12 protein-coding genes, 3 tRNA genes, 3 rRNA genes and 2 pseudogenes are annotated in these 23,036 nt (G+C 65.2%); 10 read left to right on the plus strand and 10 right to left on the minus strand.

Features of this window, described 5'->3' with window-relative positions; genetic code table 11:
- Position 1: 1 nt before the first annotated feature.
- The 8 genes and pseudogenes from CSEG_RS05325 to CSEG_RS05360 all read right to left on the minus strand — a co-directional run bounded on the left by CSEG_RS05325 (position 2) and on the right by CSEG_RS05360 (position 11,721).
- The gene (locus CSEG_RS05325) at positions 2-547 is read right to left on the minus strand and encodes a PAS domain-containing protein (protein ID WP_013078233.1); all 546 of its coding nucleotides are present in this window, start codon (positions 545-547) and stop codon (positions 2-4) included.
- A 156-nt stretch (positions 548-703) separates the two neighbouring features.
- Positions 704-3,607, minus strand: coding sequence for a M16 family metallopeptidase (locus CSEG_RS05330; protein WP_013078234.1), 2,904 nt, complete (start codon positions 3,605-3,607; stop codon positions 704-706).
- Between the two features lie 94 nt (positions 3,608-3,701).
- A complete protein-coding gene (locus CSEG_RS05335) occupies positions 3,702-4,790 on the minus strand; it encodes a DUF2336 domain-containing protein (protein ID WP_013078235.1) in 1,089 nt (362 codons plus the stop codon).
- A gap of 126 nt (positions 4,791-4,916) precedes the next feature.
- A pseudogene (locus CSEG_RS05340) lies at positions 4,917-5,676 on the minus strand (ABC transporter permease).
- Positions 5,673-6,422, minus strand: a complete 750-nt coding sequence (locus tag CSEG_RS05345) for an ABC transporter ATP-binding protein (protein ID WP_013078236.1) — start codon at positions 6,420-6,422, stop codon at positions 5,673-5,675. The pseudogene CSEG_RS05340 and the gene CSEG_RS05345 overlap by 4 nt, the downstream one beginning before the upstream one ends.
- Positions 6,419-7,420 (minus strand): ABC transporter substrate-binding protein, encoded by a 1,002-nt coding sequence (locus tag CSEG_RS05350; RefSeq protein ID WP_013078237.1) that lies wholly within the window; start codon positions 7,418-7,420, stop codon positions 6,419-6,421. The genes CSEG_RS05345 and CSEG_RS05350 overlap by 4 nt, the downstream gene beginning before the upstream one ends.
- 80 nt (positions 7,421-7,500) lie before the next feature.
- Positions 7,501-9,567 (minus strand): hybrid sensor histidine kinase/response regulator, encoded by a 2,067-nt coding sequence (locus tag CSEG_RS05355; protein ID WP_013078238.1) that lies wholly within the window; start codon positions 9,565-9,567, stop codon positions 7,501-7,503.
- Between the two features lie 339 nt (positions 9,568-9,906).
- A complete protein-coding gene (locus tag CSEG_RS05360) occupies positions 9,907-11,721 on the minus strand; it encodes an ABC-F family ATP-binding cassette domain-containing protein (protein WP_013078239.1) in 1,815 nt (604 codons plus the stop codon).
- Positions 11,722-11,951: 230 nt separating this feature from the next.
- Between CSEG_RS05360 and CSEG_RS05370 the strand changes: the two genes are divergently transcribed.
- Positions 11,952-12,605 carry a rhomboid family intramembrane serine protease gene (locus CSEG_RS05370; RefSeq protein WP_013078240.1) on the plus strand — a complete coding sequence of 218 codons (654 nt, stop codon included), beginning with the start codon at positions 11,952-11,954 and terminating at the stop codon, positions 12,603-12,605.
- Between the two features lie 55 nt (positions 12,606-12,660).
- Positions 12,661-13,092: a CBS domain-containing protein gene (locus CSEG_RS05375; protein ID WP_013078241.1), complete on the plus strand. Its 432-nt coding sequence runs from the start codon at positions 12,661-12,663 to the stop codon at positions 13,090-13,092.
- Positions 13,093-13,143: 51 nt separating this feature from the next.
- On the opposite strand, the gene CSEG_RS05380 is transcribed toward CSEG_RS05375, so the two are convergent.
- Positions 13,144-13,575 carry an RrF2 family transcriptional regulator gene (locus CSEG_RS05380; RefSeq protein WP_013078242.1) on the minus strand — a complete coding sequence of 144 codons (432 nt, stop codon included), beginning with the start codon at positions 13,573-13,575 and terminating at the stop codon, positions 13,144-13,146.
- Positions 13,576-14,485: 910 nt separating this feature from the next.
- On the opposite strand from CSEG_RS05380, the gene CSEG_RS05385 reads away from it, so the two are divergent.
- The 8 genes and pseudogenes from CSEG_RS05385 (at position 14,486) to CSEG_RS23215 (ending at position 20,591) form a co-directional block, all read left to right on the plus strand.
- Positions 14,486-15,969 (plus strand): 16S ribosomal RNA (locus tag CSEG_RS05385).
- Between the two features lie 172 nt (positions 15,970-16,141).
- Positions 16,142-16,218, plus strand: a tRNA-Ile gene (locus tag CSEG_RS05390).
- A 65-nt stretch (positions 16,219-16,283) separates the two neighbouring features.
- A tRNA-Ala gene (locus CSEG_RS05395) sits at positions 16,284-16,359 on the plus strand.
- 296 nt (positions 16,360-16,655) lie between these two features.
- Positions 16,656-19,441: ribosomal RNA gene (locus tag CSEG_RS05400) — 23S ribosomal RNA — on the plus strand.
- A 104-nt stretch (positions 19,442-19,545) separates the two neighbouring features.
- Positions 19,546-19,660, plus strand: a 5S ribosomal RNA gene (gene rrf, locus CSEG_RS05405).
- Together the 16S, 23S and 5S rRNA genes with 3 tRNA genes alongside form the textbook arrangement of a ribosomal RNA operon.
- A 65-nt stretch (positions 19,661-19,725) precedes the next feature.
- Positions 19,726-19,802: transfer RNA gene (locus tag CSEG_RS05410), tRNA-Met, on the plus strand.
- A 261-nt stretch (positions 19,803-20,063) separates the two neighbouring features.
- Positions 20,064-20,267 (plus strand): annotated as a pseudogene (locus CSEG_RS23210) (cold-shock protein); the annotation flags it as partial.
- Positions 20,268-20,396: 129 nt separating this feature from the next.
- Complete coding sequence (locus CSEG_RS23215) at positions 20,397-20,591, plus strand: cold-shock protein (protein WP_035017693.1); 195 nt, start codon at positions 20,397-20,399, stop codon at positions 20,589-20,591.
- 111 nt (positions 20,592-20,702) lie between these two features.
- Here CSEG_RS23215 and CSEG_RS05420 read toward each other — a convergent pair whose 3' ends face one another.
- On the minus strand, positions 20,703-22,991 hold the full coding sequence (locus tag CSEG_RS05420; RefSeq protein ID WP_013078244.1) for an NADP-dependent malic enzyme: 2,289 nt from the start codon (positions 22,989-22,991) through the stop codon (positions 20,703-20,705).
- Positions 22,992-23,036: the final 45 nt, after the last annotated feature.

Genomic DNA, 23,036 nt, shown 5'->3' on the forward strand with positions numbered 1-23,036 from the left:
GCTAGGCGATCCGGCGGCCGTCCAGGGTCGCCAGGCGCAGGCGAGGCATGTCGCGATTGTCCTCGCCCAGCGGCCGGACTTCGCGCAGACCCAGTTCAAAGGCGGGGCGACCCATCAAGCGGGCCGTCGCGCCGATCGGCTGGTAAAGGCCGAGGAACCGGTCGGTCTCGCCGCTGGCGCCGCGCAAGGGCGCGAACAGCACCTCCATGCCGACCGAGGGAACGCCTAGCGCGCGGATGTCGGCGATGGCGACCACCGGCGTGCGGCGTTTGCGGGCGACGTCGAGCGCGCTTTTCAGCTCGAGACGATGGGCGAGGGCCCACAGCGAGAGGGCGTCGTGACCCCGCAGGTCGCGGGCGTGCAGGTCGCTGACGAAGCCGCCCGCCAGACGGAAGGGCAGGCGCGCGCCGTCGCGGCCCAGGACGAAGACCTGCGGCAGCAACTCCAGGAAGTCGCCTGGATTGATGTCGGTGCGACGCGGCAAGGCGTCTTCGCCCCGGCGATCGCGCCAGTAGTCGATCAGTCGTTCCGTGCTGGGATGGAACATCCTTGTTCCCCGGCGGGCTCCTTCGCGGCTGTTCTGGGGCCGCACGGAGCTTGCTGGAGGAACCGGGCCAAGGGCTGGACTGTCCCATTTTGGCGCACGATCCAGTCTTTTAGAAGAAAAGGGCCCCGCCGGAAGCGAGGCCCTTGGCCGTGAAGTCTACTTCGCCGCCGCTTCCGGCTTGACCAGAAGCAGCCAGGACTTGTCGTCGGCGAGGTAGGTCTTGGCCGCCTTCTGAACGTCGGCCGGCGTCACGCGGGACAGGCCCGCCAGCACCGAGCGGGTGGCGTCCAGCAGGCGCGGATCGGTCTGGGCGCCGGACAGCGCGCTGACCCAATACTCGTTGGTCACCCGCGCCTTCTCGATCTGGTCGATACGCGGCTTCTTGGCCCGCTCCAGCTCGTCGTCGGTCACCGGCTTGTCGCGCAGGTCGGCGGCGATCTTGCGGATCGAGGCGACCACGCCGTCCAGCTTCTCGGGCGGGACCTCGAGGCTGACGGCCAGATAGCCCCAGTTCTTGAACACCACGCTGGATGTGGCCGAGGCGTTGGGCGAGTAGGTCGCGCCCTGCTTCTCGCGCAGTTCGTCGATCAGGCGCAGTTGCAGGACCTGGCCGAGCACCGAGACGTCGCGCGAGCGCTGCAGGTTCGAGAACAGATCATCGGTGCGCCAAGCCATGAACAGCGCGGCCTGATCGGCGCGGCCCTTGTGCGTCCGCACGATCGGCGTCGCCGACGGCGCGGGGAACGGCGCCTGGCGGGCGGCGTCCGACGCCGGCAGGTCGGACCGCGCGGGCAGGGCGCCGAAGGTGTCCGCGACCGCCGCGATGGCCTTGTCCACGGTGGTGTCCCCGACGATCACCACCTCGATGTCGTCCTTGGTCAGCGGATTGGCGACGGCGGTCTTCAGGTCATCGAGCGAGGCGCTGGCGATCTGTTCGCGTGAGGGGAAGGTCCAGCGCTGGTCGCCGCCGTGCATAAGGCCGCCCAGGTCACGACCCAGGACCCCGCCCGTGGTGCTCTGCAGCTGGTCGTGCAGCGTGCCGTAGCTGGTCTTGACGCGATTGAACGCCTCGGGACGCCAGCCGGGTTCGGTGGCGAAGGCGGTGAGAACCTGCAGCTCGGTCGACAGGTCCTCGGGACGGGTGCGGCCGTTGAGGGTGAAGGCGTCGTCCTCGACGCCCAGCTGGGCGTTCCAGATCTTGCCCGTCAGCACCCGCTCCATGTCCTGGGAGGAGATCTGCTTGAGGCCGCCTTCGATGAAAGCCGAGCCCGACCACAGCGGGCTCTGCTTGTCCGACGGCATGTCGAGCAGGCCATGGCCGGCGCGGACCTTCACCAGCACCTGGCTGTCGCGGAACTTGGTCGGCTTGACCGTCAGTCGCACGCCGTTCTCGAAACGCACGAAGACCGTATCGAGGTCGCTGACCTCCTTCTGCTCGACGACTTTCCCCGTGGGGCCGAAGCTGGAATACGGCCATACGGTCACGCCCGGCGCGGCCGGCGGCGTGACGGGCTGAGACTTGAGGTCTTCATAGGCCTTGAGGATCGCGGCTTCGCCGCCCTCGATGTTGGTCGGCGCGGCGATCACCACCAGCGGACCCGAACCGGCGAACGACGACTTCAGCACCGCGTTGACGCGCTCGGCCGTCAGGCCCTTGGTCATGGCGTCGAAGGCGGCGAGGTTCTGGCTGGGCGAGGTGACGACCTCGGCGTCGCCCAGGGTGTCGACCAGCTGGTTGGCCAGGGCCGGCGTGCGCTGGGTGGCTTCGCCCGCGGCGGCGGCGGCCAGGCCAGCGCGTAGGGAGGCGATCTCGCGGTCCAGCTCGTCCTGGCGCACGCCATACTGCAGGGCCCGCCGCTGCTCGGCGTCCAGCGCCTTCATCGCCGCTAGCCATTCGCCCGGCTGGGCGGTGGCGCCCAGGGTCGTCACGCGCACCGCGCCGTACTGATCGCCCTTGAAGGCGCCGCCGGCGATGAACGGCGGCTCGGCCAGGCGACCCAGGGCCTGGAGCCGACGGTTCAGCACCGCGAAGGCCAGGTTCTCGAACATGTCGCGCTCGTCCAGCGCCTTGGTCTCGACCAGGCCGTCAGGCTTGCGGGTCCAGGTCATCTGGACGCTCCACGGCGCGCCGGCCTCGACGATCAGCTTGGCGGTCGGGCCGCGCTTGGCCACGGCGCCGACGTCCGGGTTCTTGCCGGGCTGGCCCTTGCCGGCCCAGTCCCCGAACTTGGCCTTGATCTTGGCCTCCATGGCGTCGACGTCGAAGTCGCCCACGGCGACCAGCACCGCCCGCTCGGGGCGATAGTAGGCTTCGTAGAAGTCGCGAATGCGCTGGGCCGAGGCGTTCTTGAGAATCTCGGTCTTGCCGATCGGGATGCGCTTGGGCGGCAGCTGGCCGTCCATCTGGGCCGACAGGGTCTTGATGGCGACGCGATAGCCGGGCGTGTCGCGGGCGCGCTCCTCGGACAGGACGACGCCGCGTTCGCGATCGACGGCGTCCTGCGCGATCGTCAGCTCGCCCGCCGCTTCGCGCAGCAGCATCAGCGAGGTGTCGACCGTGTCCGCGTCGGTCTTGGGCAGGTCCAGCTGGTAGATGGTCTCGTCGAAGCTGGTCTGGGCGTTGGTGTCGGCCCCGAAGGCCAGGCCGTGGCGCTCCAGGATCTTGATCATCTCGCCTTCGGGCACGTTCTTCGACCCGTTGAACGCCATGTGCTCGAGGAAGTGGGCCAGACCCTGCTGGTCGTCGGCCTCCATCAGCGAGCCGGCGTCGAACCACAGGCGCAGGGAGGCCTGGGCCGGCGGCGTGGCGTTCTTGCGGATCGCGTATCGCATGCCGTTGGGCAGCACGCCAAAGCGCCAGGCGGGATCCGGCGCGATGTCCGACAAGGCTTGCGCCCACTGTCCGGGCTTGAGGTCGTCCTTGCGCGGTCCCGCCAGGGCGGGCGCCTCGACGGCGGGCTCGCGCTTCAGCGACGGCAACGACGGCGTGGGAACGTGGGAGCAGGCGGCGAGCGAGAGGCCGGCGGCGGCGACAAGCGCCAAGCGCGAAGCGCTGATCATCGAGAATCCAGGATAGGCGAAAAGGAAGCCGCACCTTGGCTGTCCCGCATGGCGCGCGCAAGGCGCGACAAAGGCGGGTTTAGGTCCTTGCCGATCAGGCGGCGGCGACGTCGCCGGTCTGGCGGCGCAGGCGCCAGAAGCGGATCGTTCGCAAGGCCGCCTCGCGGGGCAGGGCGGCGTAGAGCTCGCCATAGGCCTTGGCCCGGCCCATCACCTCGTCCGAAGGCTCGAGGATCAGCAGGGCGAAGGTCAGGAACAGCGAGCGATCGAAATCGGCCGCCTTGCAGATCACCGACAAGGCGTCCATCTCGCGCCGCTCCAGGATCTTGCGGGCGGTGTGGAAGTCGACGTCGGCCAGGTCCGCCAGCGCCACCAGGAACAAGGTCGTGCGCTTGGCGCGCAGCATGTTGGCCAGGATCTGCGGCGAGATCGGCCCCTTGGCGCGCAGGGCGCGGAACTCCTTTTCGGCCTCGGCGTGGTCCGGCGGCAGCGCGCCGTCCTTGGCCGCGATCCGCTTGCGGCCCGCCGCCAGCGCGGCCTCCAGGGTCGCCGGATCGACGTCGGCGTTGCGCTCCAGGATGCGGTCGCGCAACCGCGCCTCGGCGACGAAGTACATCTCGTTCAGCAGATCGACGGGCAGGCTCTGGCGGTCGATGACCGCTTCGTGCAGGGCGGGATTGGCGGCGGCGCGATCGACGACGGTCTCGTGCGCCTCGCGCGACAGCACCGCGCCCTCGTTGCGCAGCAGCACGCCCAGGGTGTCGTCATCGCCGCGCGCGACGATGGCGTCGGACACGACGCTCGAAACGCTGGGGCGCTGCGAGATCGCCCGCAGGTGATCCTGGCCCTGGGTGCGGGCCACGTGCAGCAGGTCCTCGTCCGTCAGCGCTCCCGAGCCTTTCAGGATCGGAGCGGCCACGGCGATGCTCTCCGACGCCAGGGCGCGAGAGAGGCCGCGCGGCGCGGTCTGGGCCTCGCCCAGCCGCTGGGCCAGCTCGGCCTTCACGGCCTCCTCCATGTCGCCGGCCAGCTGGCTCAGGACGTCGTCGAAAAGCTCCATCTCCAGCGCGCTGTGGCCGTCGCCGGAGAAGAACATGTCGGTGACGCCACGCAGCAGCTCGCGCCGCTTTTCGCTGGAGGGCTCATTGGCCAGGGTGATCAGTTCGTGGAGGCGCGATTCCATCATGACGCCTCGCCACGCGCGATAGCTTTGCGATCGGCGGGAGCGGCGGTGAAAACGACGACGCGCATGAACATCCGAACCGAAAGAACGTCGATACCGTCGTAGACGGCGCCGCTTAATCTTGGCCTAACGACCGCGCCAAGTGTTGAGAAGTCGACGTTCGGCGTACTCCATCGCCGCGTGCAGCCCAACGCCCAGGATGGCCAGGGCCAGGAGGGCCGCGAAGACCTTGGCGGTCTGCAGGCGGTTGTAGGCTTCGAGGATGCGCCAGGCGAGGCCCTGGGCTCCGCCCGAGCCGGCCACGAACTCGGCCACCACGGCGCCGATCACCGCCAGGCCCGCCGCCACCTTGTGCCCTTCCAGCAGGGCGGGCACGGCCGAGGGCAGGCGCAGGCGAACCAGGCGCTGCAACGGCGTCGCGCCATAGAGGTCGAAAAGGCGGGCGAGGTCCGGATCGACGGCTTTCAGACCGGTCAGGGCGCCCGAGAAGATCGGGAAGAAGGCGACGACGGCGGCCAGGCCGGTCACGGCGCGGCCCCGGATGCTCGATCCCGGCCCAGATCGTGACCAGCGGCGCGATCGCCACCAGGGGCGTGACCTGGAGGGTGACCGCGATCGGGCGGACGGCGTCCTCCAGCAGGCTGCTGAGGCTGACGGCCAGCGCCAGGGCGCAGGCGACCACGCTGGCGATGACCAGGGCGATCAGGGCTGTCGACAAGGTCGCCCAGGCGGAGCTCAGCAGCAGCGGCCAGGACTCCAGGAAAGCCGCGCCGATCGCGCTGGGGGCGGGCAGCAGATAGGACGGGACCGCCAGGGCGCGACAGGCGATCTCCCAGCCGCCCAGCAGGACGGCGATCAGGATGACGGGAGCCAGGATGCGCTTCACGCGGCCGCCTCCGTGGCCGTGGCCAGCAGGGTCGAGACGGCCTCTGCGGCGGACCGGAACGCCTCTGTGGTGCGGAAGCCGGGGAGACGGACGATCGGGCCGTCGATGGCGACCTCGCCGGCGACGCGGCCGGGGCCGGGGGCCATGACCACGACGCGGCCGGCCATGTAGACGGCTTCCTCGACATTGTGAGTGACGAAGACGACGGCGGGCGAAAGCTCGGCGGCCAGGGCCAGGACGTCGTCGGCCAGGGCGCGGCGGGTGATCTCGTCCAGGGCGGCGAACGGCTCGTCGAGCAGCAGCAGACGGGGGCGGGTGACGAGGGCGCGGGCCAGCGAAGCGCGCATGGCCATGCCGCCGGACAGCTGCCCCGGCCGTGCGGCCAGCGCCTGGCCCAGCCCGACCTTGCGCAGCGCCTCGTCGGCGGCCGCCAGGGCCTCGCGCTTACCGGCGCCCGCCAACTCCAAGGGCAGTGCCGCGTTGTCCCGCGCCGACAGCCAGGGCGCGAGCGTGGGCGACTGGAAGACAACCGAGGTCTCGCCCTTGCCGGCCGCGCGGGTCACGACGCCGCGGGTCGGCGCCTCGAGGCCCGCGAGCAGCCGCAGAGCCGTCGACTTGCCGCAGCCGGACGGCCCGACCAAGGCGACGATCTCACCGGGCGCGAGAGCCAGATCGATGGGGCCCAGGGCGCGGCCCCGGGCGTAGTCGACCTCGACGCCGGAAAGGTTGGCGATAGATGCGCTCATTGGCCCTTGGGCAGGAACTGCAGCGTGTAGGCCTTCTTGTAGTCCATCGTCTTCGGATAGACGCCTTGCTCCGAGGCGACCTTGAAGAATTCGGTCCAGCGGGCGTCGCTCATCTGGCCGATCTCGCCATCCTTGCCGACGATGCCGTACGACCGCATCTTTTCACGGGCCTGGTCGAGCACGTCCTGGGTCATCTCCGGATTGTCCTTCAGGATCGCCGCGTCGCCGGGCTTGGGATCGCCGTACAGATACGACGTCCAGCCGGCGGCGGTCGCCTCGACGAAGGCCTGCACGGCCGCGGGGTTCTTGGCGATCAGGCTGTCGGGGACCAGGGCCATCGAGGCGTAGGCGGGATAGCCGCTGTCGGCCAGCAGGAAGACCGCCGGTCTGATCTTGCCCTCCTTCTCGATCAGATACGGCTCGCTGGTGGCGTAGCCCTGCTGGATCACCCGTTTGTCGGCCAGGAAGGGCGCGCTGGAATAGTTGTACTTGCGCACCTGGTCGTCGGCGAAGCCGTACTTGGCTTTCAGCCAGATCCAAAAGGCGGTGATCGAGGCGTCGGCCAGCAGGATCGGGCGACCCTTCATATCGGCGATCGACGCGATCCCCTGGTCCGGGTGGGCGATCAGGACCTGCGGGTCTTTCTGCATGAAGGCCGCCACGGCCTTCACCGGCGCGCCCTCCTTGGCCAGGTTCATGACGATGAAGCTGTTCGAGCCGACCCCGACGTCGACCGCGCCGGTGGCCAAGAGTTGCGGGACGTTCACCGCCGGGCCGCCCTGGATCAGGGTCACGTCCAGGCCGCGCTTCTTGTACTCGCTGGTGGCCAGCGCCTGATAGTAGCCGCCCAGCTCGGCCTGCGCCCGCCAGTCGGTCGCCAGCTTCAGCTTGGTGGCGCCCGTCTGCGTGGCGTCCTTGCTGGGCGCGGGCGAGCAGGCGGCGAGCAGCGCGGTCAGGCCCAGCATGGCCCCCGTGATGACAAAGGCGCGACGGCGCATCGAAATGGTTCCCTCGTTCCCGGTGAAGTTAGGGGCGAGGCGGAAGACTTCCAAGCCAGAACGCGAAGGCGAGGTCAGGCCTAACGGAGCGTGGGCTTGCGCCGCCAACGCTCGACCTTGGCGTACAGCGTCTCACGTTGGACCGGCTTGGGGATGTGATCGACCATGCCGGCGGCGTAGCAGCGCTCCACCTGGGCCGGCAGGGCGTCGGCGCTCATGGCGATGATCGGCGCGGTCCCGAAGGGCGCGGGCAGGGCGCGGATGGCGCGGGTCGCCTGCAGTCCGTCCATCTCGGGCATGTGCATGTCCATCAGGATCAGGTCGTAGGCGGTGCTCCGCGCGCGATCAACCGCCTGGCCGCCGCTCTCGGCCTGGTCGACCTCGTAGCCGGCCATGCTCATCAGCGTGGCGGCGATTTCCAGGTTGATCGGATGGTCGTCGACGACCAGGACCCGCCCAACCGCCGCTTCCGCCGCCGGCGTGGGGGCGGGCGCCGCGGCCCGTTCCACGCGCCGGGCCGACAGTTCAAACCAGAAGCAAGATCCGCGTCCGGGCACGCTGTCGACGCCGATCTTGCCGCCCATGGCGTCCACGAGGGCGCGGCAGATGGCAAGACCAAGCCCCGCCCCGGACGGCATACGGCCCAGCGCGACATCGGCGGACGCCCGCTGGAACAGCAACGCCTGCTTTTCCAAAGCGATACCGACACCGGTGTCCACGATTTCGAAGCGGAGCCTGTCCGTGGCGGCGCCGGGGTCGATGATCAACCGGACGGAGATGCGTCCCTGATCGGTGAACCTGATGGCGTTGTTCAGCAGGTTGATCAGCACCTGACGCACGCGATCGGCGTCGAGATCGTGGTGGCGGTGGTCAGGGTCGATGACGTCGAGATCAAGCTCGAGTCCCTTGGCGCGGACTTCGGGCGCCATGATCGCCACCGTCTCGCGCACCAGCTCCGCCGCCGAGGTCGGCTGCGGCTGCAGTTCGATCTGGCCAGCTTCGACCCGGGAGAAGTCGAGGATGTCGTCCAGCACGGTCACCAAGGCGGCGCCGGCGCTGTCGATCAGGTTCACTTGCCGCCGGGCGTCGGGCGAGAGGTCGTCGCGCTTGGCCAGGAGTTGGGCGAAGCCGAGCACGCTGTTCAGCGGCGTCCGGATCTCGTGGCTCATCGTGGCCAGGAACTCGGTCTTGGCCTCGGTGGCGGCGAGCGCGCGAGCCCGAGCGACGCGGGTCAATTGTTCTCGGCGCTGAAGCAGGCGCCGCAGCCGATCCTGCTGCGCCAGGACCAGGCTGGCGGCCATGCAGGTATAGAACAGCACCGCGATGAAGATCTGGATCGTTCGGGCCTGAGCCGTTGGCCCCAGGATGGCGTTGAATCTCGGCGAGGCGCCGGACATGGCGATCGGCAGGGTGATCAGCGCCACGATGAGGCACGCCATCGCCGCGCCTCGCGCGCCCAGCCGGTAAGCGGCGACCAGGGCGATCGGGAAGATCAGGAAGGGCGGCGCGCCCGACAGCGGATGCGCGCAAAGCAGCGTGACCGCGGCCACGGCGAACAGCAGGGAGCCCTGTTCAACCAACGAAACGCGATAGGCCCGACGGTGCTGGGAGTCGATCAGCACGAGGGCCGCCGGCAGGACAACCGCCAGGCCAAGCGCGCCGCGCAGGAACCAATCCACCCAGGTCTTGAGCAGGGGCTCGCCGAAGGACAGCGACAGGACGGCGGCGCAAATCGTCGCCGAGACCGCCGCGATGGGCGTGGTGACAGCGGGAAGAACCGCCAGGGCGCGCATGGTTCGCACGCGCGGGGCCCGCCCCCACAGGCGGACGCACACCCACCAGAGCGCGAGCGCCTCCAGCGTGTCGATCGCCGCGTAGAGCAGCGCGCGGGGGACGCTATCCCCCACGAGGAGGTCGGCGGCGACGTGGAAGGCGACGAAGACGCTCGCCAGCGCCAGGCGCCGCTTGGGCGTCAGGGCCACGAGCCCCGCGGCGAGCAAGGCGTTAGCCGGCCAGAAGGCGGCGACGCCCAGGATCGTGCGGGTCAGAAACTCGCTGAAGAAGAGCCCGCCGACGAGCGCCACGGAGAGGCCTTGCAGCAAGGCCGCCTGCCGCCTCCGCTCATGCTGCGCCAGCCCCTGCGGCATACGCTTCCATCCCCCACTCCGCCGTGTTCGGCGGTCAAGCTCGACTATGGTCCGCGCGTCGAAAGCGACGGAGGCCAAGTGTTCGCCGTCTTCGCTTGGCGGACACGGTGACGTTACCACTCAATACGCACGCGCGACGACGGGTTGCCTGCTCATCCGGGGATGTGTCGTTTCGCCGCAGGACGCCTCCGCGACCGCCGCACCCCTCGACTCGCCCCTATCGCGCTTGTGTAAAATGGGCGGGATGACAATGCATGCCGTAGACAACAATTCAAGGGCTTGTAGTTGTTTCAGGTCCCGCGCTGTGGCGCGCAAGACCTCGAGCAGCACTATGTCGGGTCAGCCTGCGGCGAGGCTTTCCTTCTTTTCTTCGAGTTCGAGCCACTCCATCTCGGCTTGCTCGAGATCAGCACGCGCCTTGTCCAGGGCCTTCATGGTTTTATCGAATGTCGCCGGATCTCGGCTGTAGAGATTGGGATCGGCGAGCGCTTCCTCGAGTTTGGCGATGATTGAGGGACTCTTGGCGATCAGGGTCTCGCATTCCTCCAGGCGCCGTTGGTCTTTGTATGAAAGCTTCACGCTCTTCTTCGCCGGCGGCGGCGCGGCGGGCGCGACCTTGGGCGCGACGGCCGTGATCGGCGCGCGGACGGCGCTGAAGAAGCCCGGGTTCTGATCCATCAGGTCGGTCCAGCCGCCCGGCGTCTCGATAACCCTGCCCCGGCCGTCCAGCGCGATCGTCGAGGTGGCCAGGCGATCGATGAAGTCGCGGTCGTGGCTGACCAGGATCAGCGTGCCCTCGAAATCGGCCAGCAGGTCCTCCAGCAGGTCCAGCGTGTCCATGTCGAGGTCGTTGGTCGGCTCGTCCAGCACCATCAGGTTGGTCGGATTGGCCAGAGCCCTCGCCAGCAGCAGGCGGTTGCGCTCGCCGCCCGAGAGGCTGGTCACCGGCTGGCGCAGCTGGGCGTCGGTGAACAGGAACTCCTTGGCGTAGCCGGCCACGTGCTTGGACTGGCCGCGCACGACGATGGAGTCGCCGCCGCCGGGTGTCAGGAAGTCCCAGACCGTGATCTTGTCCGAAAGCGCCATGCGCGCCTGGTCGATGTACGAGACCTCGAGATTGGCGCCCAGCTGCACCGAGCCGGCGTCCAGCGCCAGCTCGCCCAGAAGCAGCTTGACCAGGGTGGTCTTGCCCGCGCCATTCGGGCCGACCAGCGCCACGCGGTCGCCGCGTAGGATGCGCGTCGAGAAGTTCTCGACGATGGTTCGCTCGCCAAAGCGCTTGGTGACGCCCTTGGCCTCGATCACGCGCTTGCCCGAGATCCCGGCGGACTCGACCGCCATGGTCATGGTTCCGCGCTGATCGCCCTGACGATCCTTCTTTTCCGCGCGAAGGGCCAGCAGCGCCCGGCGGCGGCCCTCGTTGCGAGCCCGTCGCCCCTGGACGCCGCGCGCCAGCCAGGCGTTCTCGCGCTCCAGCACCTTGTCCAGCCGTCGCGCTTCTTCCGCCTCGGCCGCCATCACGCTGTCCGCCCAGGCCTCGAACTCCGAGAAGCCCCGGTCCAGGCGGCGGATCTTGCGATGCTCCAGCCAGAAGCAGCGCTCGGTCACCCGGTTCAGGAAGGCGCGGTCGTGGCTGACGATCAGCACGGCGCATTTCGAGGCGGCCAGTTCCTCTTCCAGGGTCTGGATCGCAAAGATGTCGAGGTGGTTGGTCGGCTCGTCCAGCAGCAGGACGTCAGGCTGTTCGGCGAAGGCGCGCGCGAGGGCGGCGCGGCGGGTCTCACCTCCGGACAAACCCTTGGCGACCTTGTTCGGATCGAGGCCGAAGTCGGTGAGCGCCGCCTGGGCCTCGTAGTCCTGCGCCCCGCCGGCCGTGGCGTAGTCGAGCAGGGTCTCGCCGGTGATCTCCGGCTCCTGACCGACATAGACGACCTTGGCGCCCGGCTGCACCGAGCGCTCGCCGCTGTCGGCCTCGACGCCCTGGGCGGCGAGGATCTTCAGTAGCGTCGACTTGCCCGCGCCGTTGCGGCCGACCAGGCAGGCGCGCACGCGTGGCTCCAGCGCCAGATCGACGCCGTCGAACAGCGGCTTGGCGCCGTCGGCGAGACGGACGTCCTTGAGGGCGAGTATGGGCGCGCGGGGAGGAGGAGCCATGGTCGTCACGGATATGGAGCGGGAGGATCGCGAAGGCGAGGCCCTATCGCAGGCGGGCTCCCGAGGAAACCGTCAAATCGAACCCAGCGCGGCGTCGCTGTTGCAAGGGGACGACCAAATCCCCCGTCAACAGCTGGCGAAACGCGGCTTTGTGCGCGCCCCGGGGCCCATTAGATAAGCCTTAGGCGCGCGGCTTCGATTCAGAGGGCCGGGCCAAGGATTGAGTAGCCATGGCGCGTGAACGTCCCGAACCGATCTTCAACGCGCCGTGGCCTGCCCTGCTGGCCGCCGCCTCGATCCTGGCGCCCAACGCCATCCTGATGAACGCCGATGAGCCGACCATCCTGTCGCTGGCTCTGGTCCCGAGGGACTTCTGGGCCGGTCATTGGACGGGCGTCGTCACCATGATGTTCGTGCATGGCGGTTGGCTGCACGCGCTGATGAACGCCGCCTTCGCGGTCGCCTTCGGCGCCCCGGTCGCCCGTTTGCTGGGAACCAGCGCGAGAGGCGGAGCGGTTTTCGCGCTCTTCTATATGGCGTGCGGGATCGGGTCGGGTGTCGGCTACGCGATCCTGCATCCTGACGCCATGGGGCCTGTGGTCGGCGCCTCGGGCGCGGTGTCGGGTCTGATGGGCGCGGCGGCCCGTACGATGGACGGGCGAGGCGGGCTTGGACCGATGTTCGGCCCTCAGGTTCTGTCGCTGGGCCTGGGCTGGCTGGTGGTGAACCTCGTCATGGCGGTCGCCGGAGGTCTTCTGACCGGCGGAGCCGGCGGCGTGGCCTGGGAGGCTCACCTGATCGGCTTCGCCGTCGGCGTGCTGGTGATCGGCCCCTTCGTCCGCTGGGCCGGCCCCGGCGATCCCGCGCCGCGCGATCCCCATTGATCCCGGGGCCCGTTTGCGAGACCCTCGTTCCATAAAGAACAAGGGAGGTAGCTCAGTGCTGATTTCTCAAATCCTCAAGGACAAGGGTGATTTGGTGTTCACGGCCTCCCCCCAGGAGACCGTCGGCGCCGCGGCCGCCCTTCTGCATACCCGTCGGGTCGGCGCCATGGTGGTCGTCGATGAGACCGAGGCGGTGGTCGGCATCCTCTCCGAACGCGACATCGTCCGCGTGATCGCCAAGGAGGGGGCGGCGGCCCTGACCAAGCCGATTTCCAGCTGCATGAGCGCCAAGGTGATCTTCGCCGAGCCGCACGAGACGGTCGACGCTTTGCTCGAGCGGATGACCGATCGCCGAATCCGCCACCTTCCGGTGGTCAAGGGCGGACGCCTGGCCGGCATCATCTCGATCGGCGACCTTGTGAAGCACAAGATCAACGAAGCGCTGGCCGAGGCCGACGGCCTCAAGGCCTATATCGCCGCCGGCTGACAGGGGGCGCTCTCTCTATAGAGAGGAGCCTATGGAGAGCGGGCTGAAGCGTCAGCCCTCGATCAACTCCGCGCCGACGCCCTGGACGGCGTCGGCCAAGCTGTAGCCTTCCAGCACGGCGGCCGTGGCGTCGCGCGCTCTCAGCAGGGCTTCGCGAAGGGCGCAGGTCGCGATGTCGCGGCAGTCCTCGCAGCGCCGGAAGGCCGTTCGACTGACGCACGGGGTCAGGGCCAATGGGCCGTCGACCAGGCGAATGATCTCGGCGAAGCTGATCTGGTCGGCTGTGCGCCCCAGGACATAGCCGCCGAACTTGCCGCGTCGGCTGATGATCAGGCCTTCTCGAGACAGGGACAGCAGGATCGCCTCGAGGAACTTGCGGGGCGCGTCGGCGCGTTCGGCCAATTCGCCGGCCGTGACCTGCCCGTTCTCGCGAGCCAGTTCGATCATCGCGCGCAGGGCGTAGCGCGCCTTCTGGGATAACATGGACGCCGGTGACCTTGTTCAAGCGCGCATGAGGCGCGTCTCTTAAAGAGCGTTCAGCCTTCTGAGCGACGCTTGGTCGCGACGCAAGCCTCGCGTGACGGCGTTCATGCACAGAGGAATGGTCCGTCTGGGGATAAGCCGGCCATTTCGGGCTTGTCGGAGCGGGGAGGGGGCTCTAGAAGCCGCCCCTCGCTTCGGGGCCGCGGCCGCTGAACGGAACCTTCGCCTTTCGGGGCTTGCGTTTCGAACAGTAGATCGCTAAGTTCCGCAGCCTCAATCGAATCTCTTCGAACTTGCAGCGCTCCTCACGGCGCGCTTCGGGTGTCTTTTGCGCTCTAAAGTGGCCTCGGTCGCAAGAATAGCAAAAAGAAAAAGAGGCGGTTGACCGGGGAATTCGGTTTCGCTAGAAGCCGCGCTCCCTGAAATACTGGAGCCGCCGCAAGGTTGTTCAAGTACTTCACTCCGGAAGGGCTTCTCTTTCTTTTGAAAAAGATGCTTGACTGGCTCCGGTGACTTCTTTAGAAGCTGCCGGCTCCGCCGAAAGCCTCCTGGGCTGGCTGGCGGAAAAAGTCGGAGAGTTTCTCGCAGAAACGATTTGACACGGAATTCGAGGTTGGATAGATAGCCGCCTCCGCCGACACCGGGCGCTAAACGGTGGGGCCGCTGAAGCGGTTCGGGTCTTTGACATTGTTGATTTGGAAAGAGAAACGCAGGCGGCGGCGCTCTGGCGGTTCACTCTACGGAGTGGATCATTGACGCTGACGTTATGCGGTCTCTTGAAGACACCATTTATACGCCGATTGGCCTTCGGGCTGGTCGGAGTGTGATGGGAACTCGTCAAGATACTATGCAAACCAGAACGCAGACTGAGGTTTTCCCCTCGGTCTAAACACTGGAGTCAATGTCAACTCAACCTGAGAGTTTGATCCTGGCTCAGAGCGAACGCTGGCGGCAGGCCTAACACATGCAAGTCGAACGGATCCTTCGGGATTAGTGGCGGACGGGTGAGTAACACGTGGGAACGTGCCCTTTGGTTCGGAACAACTCAGGGAAACTTGAGCTAATACCGGATGTGCCCTTCGGGGGAAAGATTTATCGCCATTGGAGCGGCCCGCGTCTGATTAGCTAGTTGGTGAGGTAAAGGCTCACCAAGGCGACGATCAGTAGCTGGTCTGAGAGGATGATCAGCCACATTGGGACTGAGACACGGCCCAAACTCCTACGGGAGGCAGCAGTGGGGAATCTTGCGCAATGGGCGAAAGCCTGACGCAGCCATGCCGCGTGAATGATGAAGGTCTTAGGATTGTAAAATTCTTTCACCGGGGACGATAATGACGGTACCCGGAGAAGAAGCCCCGGCTAACTTCGTGCCAGCAGCCGCGGTAATACGAAGGGGGCTAGCGTTGCTCGGAATTACTGGGCGTAAAGGGAGCGTAGGCGGACTGTTTAGTCAGAGGTGAAAGCCCAGGGCTCAACCTTGGAATTGCCTTTGATACTGGCAGTCTTGAGTACGGAAGAGGTATGTGGAACTCCGAGTGTAGAGGTGAAATTCGTAGATATTCGGAAGAACACCAGTGGCGAAGGCGACATACTGGTCCGTTACTGACGCTGAGGCTCGAAAGCGTGGGGAGCAAACAGGATTAGATACCCTGGTAGTCCACGCCGTAAACGATGAGTGCTAGTTGTCGGCATGCATGCATGTCGGTGACGCAGCTAACGCATTAAGCACTCCGCCTGGGGAGTACGGTCGCAAGATTAAAACTCAAAGGAATTGACGGGGGCCCGCACAAGCGGTGGAGCATGTGGTTTAATTCGAAGCAACGCGCAGAACCTTACCACCTTTTGACATGCCCGGACCGCCACAGAGATGTGGCTTTCCCTTCGGGGACTGGGACACAGGTGCTGCATGGCTGTCGTCAGCTCGTGTCGTGAGATGTTGGGTTAAGTCCCGCAACGAGCGCAACCCTCGCGATTAGTTGCCATCAGGTTTGGCTGGGCACTCTAATCGTACTGCCGGAGTTAATCCGGAGGAAGGCGGGGATGACGTCAAGTCCTCATGGCCCTTACAAGGTGGGCTACACACGTGCTACAATGGCGACTACAGAGGGCTGCAATCCCGCGAGGGGGAGCCAATCCCTAAAAGTCGTCTCAGTTCGGATTGTTCTCTGCAACTCGAGAGCATGAAGTTGGAATCGCTAGTAATCGCGGATCAGCATGCCGCGGTGAATACGTTCCCGGGCCTTGTACACACCGCCCGTCACACCATGGGAGTTGGCTTTACCCGAAGGCGCTGCGCTAACCGCAAGGGGGCAGGCGACCACGGTAGGGTCAGCGACTGGGGTGAAGTCGTAACAAGGTAGCCGTAGGGGAACCTGCGGCTGGATCACCTCCTTTCTAAGGATGCTTCTCCAGGCTCTCACGGGTCTATTGAAGCTCCAAGACACGGTGCGCTTGACGCACCACAAAGAGCGGATCGCCGCCGTCTTCGTTTCTCTTTCCACTCATCCTGATCGTCGAGATCAGGATGCGATCGCGAGCCCGGAGCGGATGCCCCGAAGGCCGTCATAGGCCTGTAGCTCAGGTGGTTAGAGCGTACGCCTGATAAGCGTAAGGTCGGCAGTTCGAGTCTGCCCAGGCCTACCACTCTTTCTCCTGACTTCGGATCACGACCAGCTCTCCTGGCTAACCTCCATCTCTTGCAAAAGAGCGGGGCCATAGCTCAGTTGGTAGAGCGCCTGCTTTGCAAGCAGGATGTCGTCGGTTCGAATCCGTCTGGCTCCACCATGCTTTGTTGGAAATCTCGCTTCGTCTTCGCTCAAGCAGCGAAGCGGTAGCGAAGACGATGAAACAAAGAGGTTCTCGCGATTGGAATGACAAGTTTGCAGCAGCGCCTGGCGCTGATGCGAAATGACATTGTGAAGGCAGGGTTCTCCCGCCGACCGCAGCTCACCCCTGGGATGCGGATCCGGTTTAAGGGCGGACTTAAGAAGACATCATTGTCTGACTAAAGGTAGAGCTCATGCTCAGGCCTCCCCGCGTGACGCGGCGAGACCTGAAACAGCATGGGTTTTGCTGAGAACGATCAAGCGCATAAGGGCTTCTGACGGATGCCTTGGCATTGAGAGGCGATGAAGGACGTGGCACGCTGCGATAAGAGCCGGGGAGGCGCGAGCACCCTTTGATCCGGCTATCTCCGAATGGGGAAACCCACCTTTATGGTCACCCGACTTAGCTTCGCCTTCGGGCGGGGCCAGGATCGGTTGATCAGACAAGGTATAATGGGCTGAATACATAGGCTCCATTAAGCAAACCCGGGGAACTGAAACATCTCAGTACCCGGAGGAAAGGACATCAACCGAGACTCCCGTAGTAGTGGCGAGCGAACCGGGACCAGGCCAGTGCTGTCGTGACATAAAGCTGAAGGATCTGGGAAGGTCCGCCATAGTGGGTGATAGCCCCGTAAGCGTCAAATAGCGACAGACTCGAGTAGGGCGGGACACGTGAAATCCTGTCTGAACATGGGGGGACCACCCTCCAAGCCTAAGTACTCCTCAATGACCGATAGCGAACAAGTACCGTGAGGGAAAGGTGAAAAGCACCCCGACAAGGGGAGTGAAACAGAACCTGAAATCGGAAGCCTACAAGCAGTCGGAGCCACCGCGCGTGGTGACGGCGTACCTTTTGTATAATGGGTCAGCGACTTCATGTGCCGTGCAAGCTTAAGCCGTTAGGTGTAGGCGCAGCGAAAGCGAGTCTGAATAGGGCGAATAAGTACGTCGCATGACGACCCGAAACCAGGTGATCTATCCATGAGCAGGTTGAAGGTAAGGTAACACTTACTGGAGGACCGAACCGGTGAATGTTGAAAAATTCTCGGATGACTTGTGGATAGGGGTGAAAGGCCAATCAAACCTGGACATAGCTGGTTCTCCGCGAAAACTATTTAGGTAGTGCCTCGGACGTATTCCTTGGGGGGTAGAGCACTGAATGGATGCGGGCGGCGCGAGCTGTACCAATTCTAATCAAACTCCGAATACCCAAGAGAACTATCCGGGAGACACACGGCGGGTGCTAACGTCCGTCGTGAAAAGGGAAACAACCCTAACCATCATCTAAGGCCCCCAAGTTCTGGCTAAGTGGGAAACGATGTGGGTTTGCTTTGACAACCAGGATGTTGGCTTAGAAGCAGCCATCATTTAAAGAAAGCGTAACAGCTCACTGGTCAAGCGAACCTGCGCGGAAAATGTAACGGGGCTCAAGCCAGACGCCGAAGGTATGGGTGTGCGTAAGCACGCGGTAGCGGAGCGTTCCGTAAGCCGGTGAAGGTGAGGCGTGAGCCTTGCTGGAGGTATCGGAAGTGAGAATGCTGACATGAGTAGCGATAAAGAGGGTGAGAGACCCTCTCGCCGAAAGCCCAAGGGTTCCTGCGTAAAGCTAATCTGCGCAGGGTTAGTCGGCCCCTAAGGCGAGGCCGAAAGGCGTAGTCGATGGGAATCAGGTGAATATTCCTGAACCAGTTGGAAGTGACGGATCTGGTAAATTGTCAGGGCTTATTGGATTGCTCCTGGCAGTGAACAGGTCCCTGGAAATAACTCCAACGGAGACCGTACCCGAAACCGACACAGGTGGGCAGGTAGAGTATACCAAGGCGCTTGAGAGAACTATGCTGAAGGAACTCGGCAAATTGCACGCGTAACTTCGGGATAAGCGTGACTCTTCTTTGGGCAACCAGAGAAGAGTGGCACAAGCCAGGGGGTAGCGACTGTTTATCAAAAACACAGGGCTCTGCGAAGCCGCAAGGCGACGTATAGGGTCTGACGCCTGCCCGGTGCCTGAAGGTTAAAAGGAGGGGTGCAAGCTCTGAATTGAAGCCCAGGTAAACGGCGGCCGTAACTATAACGGTCCTAAGGTAGCGAAATTCCTTGTCGGGTAAGTTCCGACCTGCACGAATGGCGTAACGACTTCCCCACTGTCTCCAGCATAGGCTCAGCGAAATTGAATTCCCCGTGAAGATGCGGGGTTCCCGCGGTCAGACGGAAAGACCCTATGAACCTTTACTGCAGCTTCGCCTTGGCGTTAGCAGCAACATGTGTAGGATAGGTGGGAGGCTATGAAACTCGGGCGCCAGTTCGAGTGGAGCCATCCTTGAAATACCACCCTTATTGTTGCTGACGTCTAACCGCGGCCCGTTATCCGGGTCCGGGACATGGCGTGGCGGGCAGTTTGACTGGGGCGGTCGCCTCCCAAAGTGTAACGGAGGCGCGCGATGGTGGGCTCAGACCGGTCGGAAATCGGTCGTCGAGTGCAATGGCATAAGCCCGCCTGACTGCGAGACTGACAAGTCGAGCAGAGACGAAAGTCGGCCATAGTGATCCGGTGGTCCTGCGTGGAAGGGCCATCGCTCAACGAATAAAAGGTACTCTAGGGATAACAGGCTGATTTTGCCCAAGAGTCCATATCGACGGCAAAGTTTGGCACCTCGATGTCGGCTCATCACATCCTGGGGCTGGAGCAGGTCCCAAGGGTTCGGCTGTTCGCCGATTAAAGTGGTACGTGAGCTGGGTTCAGAACGTCGTGAGACAGTTTGGTCCCTATCTGCCGTGGGTGTACGAGACTTGAGAGGATCTGTCCCTAGTACGAGAGGACCGGGATGGACACACCTCTGGTGGGCCTGTCATGGCGCCAGCTGTGCAGCAGGGTAGCTAAGTGTGGAATAGATAACCGCTGAAAGCATCTAAGCGGGAAACTAACCTCAAAACAAGGTCTCGCTGAGAGCCGTGGAAGACCACCACGTTGATAGGCCGGGTGTGGAAGTGCGGCGACGCATGGAGCTTACCGGTACTAATAGCTCGATAGGCTTGATCGTTCTTCAGTCAAACCCATGCACCAGCATGGCTCTACTTCAGACACTGATGTCTTCTTCTTAAATCACTGCCCTCGAAAGAGGGCGGTCGATATCCCTTTCGCTGACCTGGTGGCTTTGCCGGGGGTTCCCCACCCGATCCCATTCCGAACTCGGTCGTTAAGTCCCCCTGGGCCAATGGTACTTCGTCTCAAGGCGCGGGAGAGTAGGTCGCCGCCAGGTCCGCCAAAAGGATATCAAACCCAAGTCCGCAAACCCTGCACACACAATCTCACAAAACACCCTGACGCGGGGTGGAGCAGCCCGGTAGCTCGTCAGGCTCATAACCTGAAGGTCACAGGTTCAAATCCTGTCCCCGCACCCAAGGTCCCCCAGGTCGATTTTGGGCCGATATGTCCACCCCGTCCGATTGCGGCCGGGGTTTTTCTATATCGGTGCGTGCAATTTAGAGTGGCATTGGCGCCACGCTTGCCCCCCGAACCGCGAAAATTTCTGGCGCTCGCCGCCTTCCCGTCGATTTTCTCCGCTCAAAGCCCATAGCGCGTGGCGCGGTTTTGCGTCATGACTTCCGTTGGAAGGACGCGGGCCGACTATCAGCCCGTCGATTGAGGTGTTTGAGGATAATATGGCGAACGGTGTCGTTAAGTGGTTCAACCCGGCCAAGGGCTTTGGCTTCATTCAGCCCGAGGACGGCGGCCAGGACGTGTTCGTCCATATCGCCGCGGTTGAACGCTCGGGTCTGTCGGGCCTGAACGAGGGTGATCAAGTCGCGTACGAACTGGAAGAGGACCGCCGCTCGGGTAAGACCTCGGCCGGTCAACTGCGCGTCACGGGCCATGGCCCGGCTCCGGCCGGCGGCGGCGCTGGCCGTGGCGCTCCGCGCCCGGCGCGCGGCGGCTTTGACAGCGCGCCTCGCAACAACTTCTCGAGCGGCACCGGCGAGTCCGGCACCGGCGTCGTGAAGTGGTTCAACACCACCAAGGGCTTTGGCTTCATCCAGCCGGACAACGGCGGCGGCGATGTGTTCGTGCACATCTCGGCCGTGGAGCGCGCCGGCCTGCGTGGCCTGAACGAAGGCCAGCAAGTCGGTTACGAGCTTGAACAGGACCGCCGCTCGGGCAAGACTTCGGCCGGCAACCTGCGCATCCTCTAAGCGCAAAAAAGAAGAGGCCGCCCCGGACGGGACGGCCTTTTCAGAGACTTTCGAGGGCCCCGCCCGACGTTGACGCGTCGGTCGGGGCCTTTTGTCGTTTCAGGCTAGCGCTCAGGCGGGCGTTTGGGCCCGTTCGGAGGCCGCCTGGTTCACGGCCAAGGCCGTGAGGTTGACGATGCCGCGCGCCGTCACGCTGGGAATCAGCACGTGCAGCGGTTTGGCCATGCCCAGCAGCAGCGGGCCGACCAGCAGCGATTCGGTGGCCGCGCTCAGCAGGGTCAGGCCGATATTGGCCGCGTCCAGCGTCGGCATGACCAAGAGGTTGGCCGAGCCCTTCAGCGGGCTGTCGGCGACCATGCGCTCGCGCAGGTGCTGGCTGAGGGCCGCATCTGCGTGCATCTCGCCGTCGACCTCCAACTCCGGCGCTTGTTCGCGGAGAATGGAGAGCGCCTCGCGCATCTTGCGCGCGGTCGGCGAATTGCTGGCTCCGAACGAGGAGTGCGAGAGCAGGGCGGCCTTGGGCGTCAGGCCAAAACGGCGGACCGCTTCGGCGGCCAGCTGAGTGCACTCGGCGATCTGCTCGGCGGTCGGGTCGACATTGACGTGGGTGTCGCAGAAGAACAGCGTGCCGTTGTCCAGGATCAGCGACGACATCGCGTAGACGCGGCTGACATTGTCCCGCTTGGGGATGATCGGCAGGGCGTACTTCAGGTGCTGCCACCAGTCGCCGCTGCCGCCGACCAGGGCGGCTTGGACATAGCCCGACGCCAGTAGCATCGAGGCGGCCACCGTGCGGCGGCCCTGGACGCGGCGTTCGGCGGCCGTCGGCGGGACGCCGCGACGACCGACAAGCTTCTGGTAGTCCGCCACCAGCGGACCGAAGAGGTCCTTGTCGGCCTGGGGATCGACGATTTCGACCGTCCCGCCGACATCGAGGCGCAGACCCATGTCCTGGATCTTGGCCTTGATCACCTCGCGGCGGCCGACCAGCACCGGCGAGGCCAGGCCTTCGTCGACCACCGTCTGGACCGCGCGCAGCACGCGCTCGTCCTCGGCCTCGGCGTAGGCGACCTTGACCGGCGCCTTGCGGGCCCGCTCGAAGACCGGCCGCATCAGCTGGCCCGAGCGATAGACGAAGAGCTCCAGCTCCTGGCGGTAGGCGTCGAAATCGGCGATCGGCCGGGTGGCGACGCCGCTGTCCATGGCCGCCTTCGCCACGGCCGGCGCGATCTGCAGGATCAGGCGCGGGTCGAAGGGCTTGGGAATGATGTACTGCGCGCCGAAGACGGGCGCCGCGCCGCCATAGGCGGAGGCGACCACTTCCGAGGCTTCGGCGCGGGCGAGTTCGGCGATCGCCTCGACGGCCGCGACCTTCATCGCCTCGTTGATCTCGGAGGCGCCGACGTCCAGCGCGCCGCGGAAGATGAAGGGGAAGCAGAGGACGTTGTTGACCTGGTTGGGATAGTCGCTGCGGCCGGTCGCCATGATGGCGTCGGGACGGGCGGCGTAGACCAGCTCGGGCAGAATCTCCGGATCCGGATTGGCCATGGCCAGGATCAGCGGGTTCGGGGCCAGCAGCGGCAGCCATTCGGGCTTGAAGACGCGCGGGGCCGAGAGACCCAGGAAGATGTCGGCGCCCGGCAGCACCTCGGGCAGGGTGCGGGCGTCGGTCTGGCGGGCGTAGCGGGCCATGTTGTCCGGCATGTCCGGATCGCGGCCGGCGTGCACCACGCCCTTGATGTCGGTCAGGGTGACGTTCTCGACCGGCAGGCCCATCGACACCAGCAGGTCGACGCAGGCCAGGGCCGCCGCGCCGGCGCCCGAGGTCACCAGCTTGACGTCCTTCAACGTCTTGCCCTGAACGAGCAGCGCGTTGCGGACGGCCGCGGCGCAGACGATGGCGGTGCCGTGCTGGTCGTCGTGGAACACCGGGATGTTCATCCGCTCGCGCAGGGCGCGCTCGATGACGAAGCACTCGGGGGCCTTGATGTCTTCCAGGTTCACGCCGCCGAACGTCGGCTCGAGCGCCGCCACCACCTCGATGAAGCGGTCGGGATCCTTGGCGTCGACCTCGATGTCGAAGACGTCTATGCCGGCGAACTTCTTGAAGAGGACGGCCTTGCCCTCCATCACCGGCTTGGACGCCAGCGGGCCGATATCGCCCAGGCCCAGCACCGCGGTGCCGTTCGAGATGACCGCGACCAGATTGCCGCGCGCGGTGTAGTCGCGGGCGGTGTCGGGGTCGTCGGCGATCGCCAGGCACGGCGCGGCGACGCCAGGCGAATAGGCGAGAGCGAGGTCGCGCTGGGTGGCCATCCGCTTGGTGGCTTCGATCGCCAGCTTTCCGGGCCGCGGGAGGCGGTGATAGTCCAACGCCGCCTTGCGGAAATCCTCGTCCATTGGTCTTCCTCTAGAAGCTCTGCGCGTTTTCGCGCGGCCCGTCTC

It is taken from the genome of Caulobacter segnis ATCC 21756, assembly GCF_000092285.1.
GTDB classification, from domain to species: Bacteria; Pseudomonadota; Alphaproteobacteria; order Caulobacterales; family Caulobacteraceae; genus Caulobacter; species Caulobacter segnis.

Bases quoted from the DNA above. Each gene is read 5' to 3' on its own strand.
- CSEG_RS05325 (WP_013078233.1), bottom strand. From the start codon at position 547: ATGTTCCATCCCAGCACGGAACGACTGATCGACTACTGGCGCGATCGC.
- CSEG_RS05330 (WP_013078234.1), bottom strand. From the start codon at position 3,607: ATGATCAGCGCTTCGCGCTTGGCGCTTGTCGCCGCCGCCGGCCTCTCG.
- CSEG_RS05335 (WP_013078235.1), bottom strand. From the start codon at position 4,790: ATGGAATCGCGCCTCCACGAACTGATCACCCTGGCCAATGAGCCCTCC.
- CSEG_RS05345 (WP_013078236.1), bottom strand. From the start codon at position 6,422: ATGAGCGCATCTATCGCCAACCTTTCCGGCGTCGAGGTCGACTACGCC.
- CSEG_RS05350 (WP_013078237.1), bottom strand. From the start codon at position 7,420: ATGCGCCGTCGCGCCTTTGTCATCACGGGGGCCATGCTGGGCCTGACC.
- CSEG_RS05355 (WP_013078238.1), bottom strand. From the start codon at position 9,567: ATGCCGCAGGGGCTGGCGCAGCATGAGCGGAGGCGGCAGGCGGCCTTG.
- CSEG_RS05360 (WP_013078239.1), bottom strand. From the start codon at position 11,721: ATGGCTCCTCCTCCCCGCGCGCCCATACTCGCCCTCAAGGACGTCCGT.
- CSEG_RS05370 (WP_013078240.1), top strand. From the start codon at position 11,952: ATGGCGCGTGAACGTCCCGAACCGATCTTCAACGCGCCGTGGCCTGCC.
- CSEG_RS05380 (WP_013078242.1), bottom strand. From the start codon at position 13,575: ATGTTATCCCAGAAGGCGCGCTACGCCCTGCGCGCGATGATCGAACTG.
- CSEG_RS05420 (WP_013078244.1), bottom strand. From the start codon at position 22,991: ATGGACGAGGATTTCCGCAAGGCGGCGTTGGACTATCACCGCCTCCCG.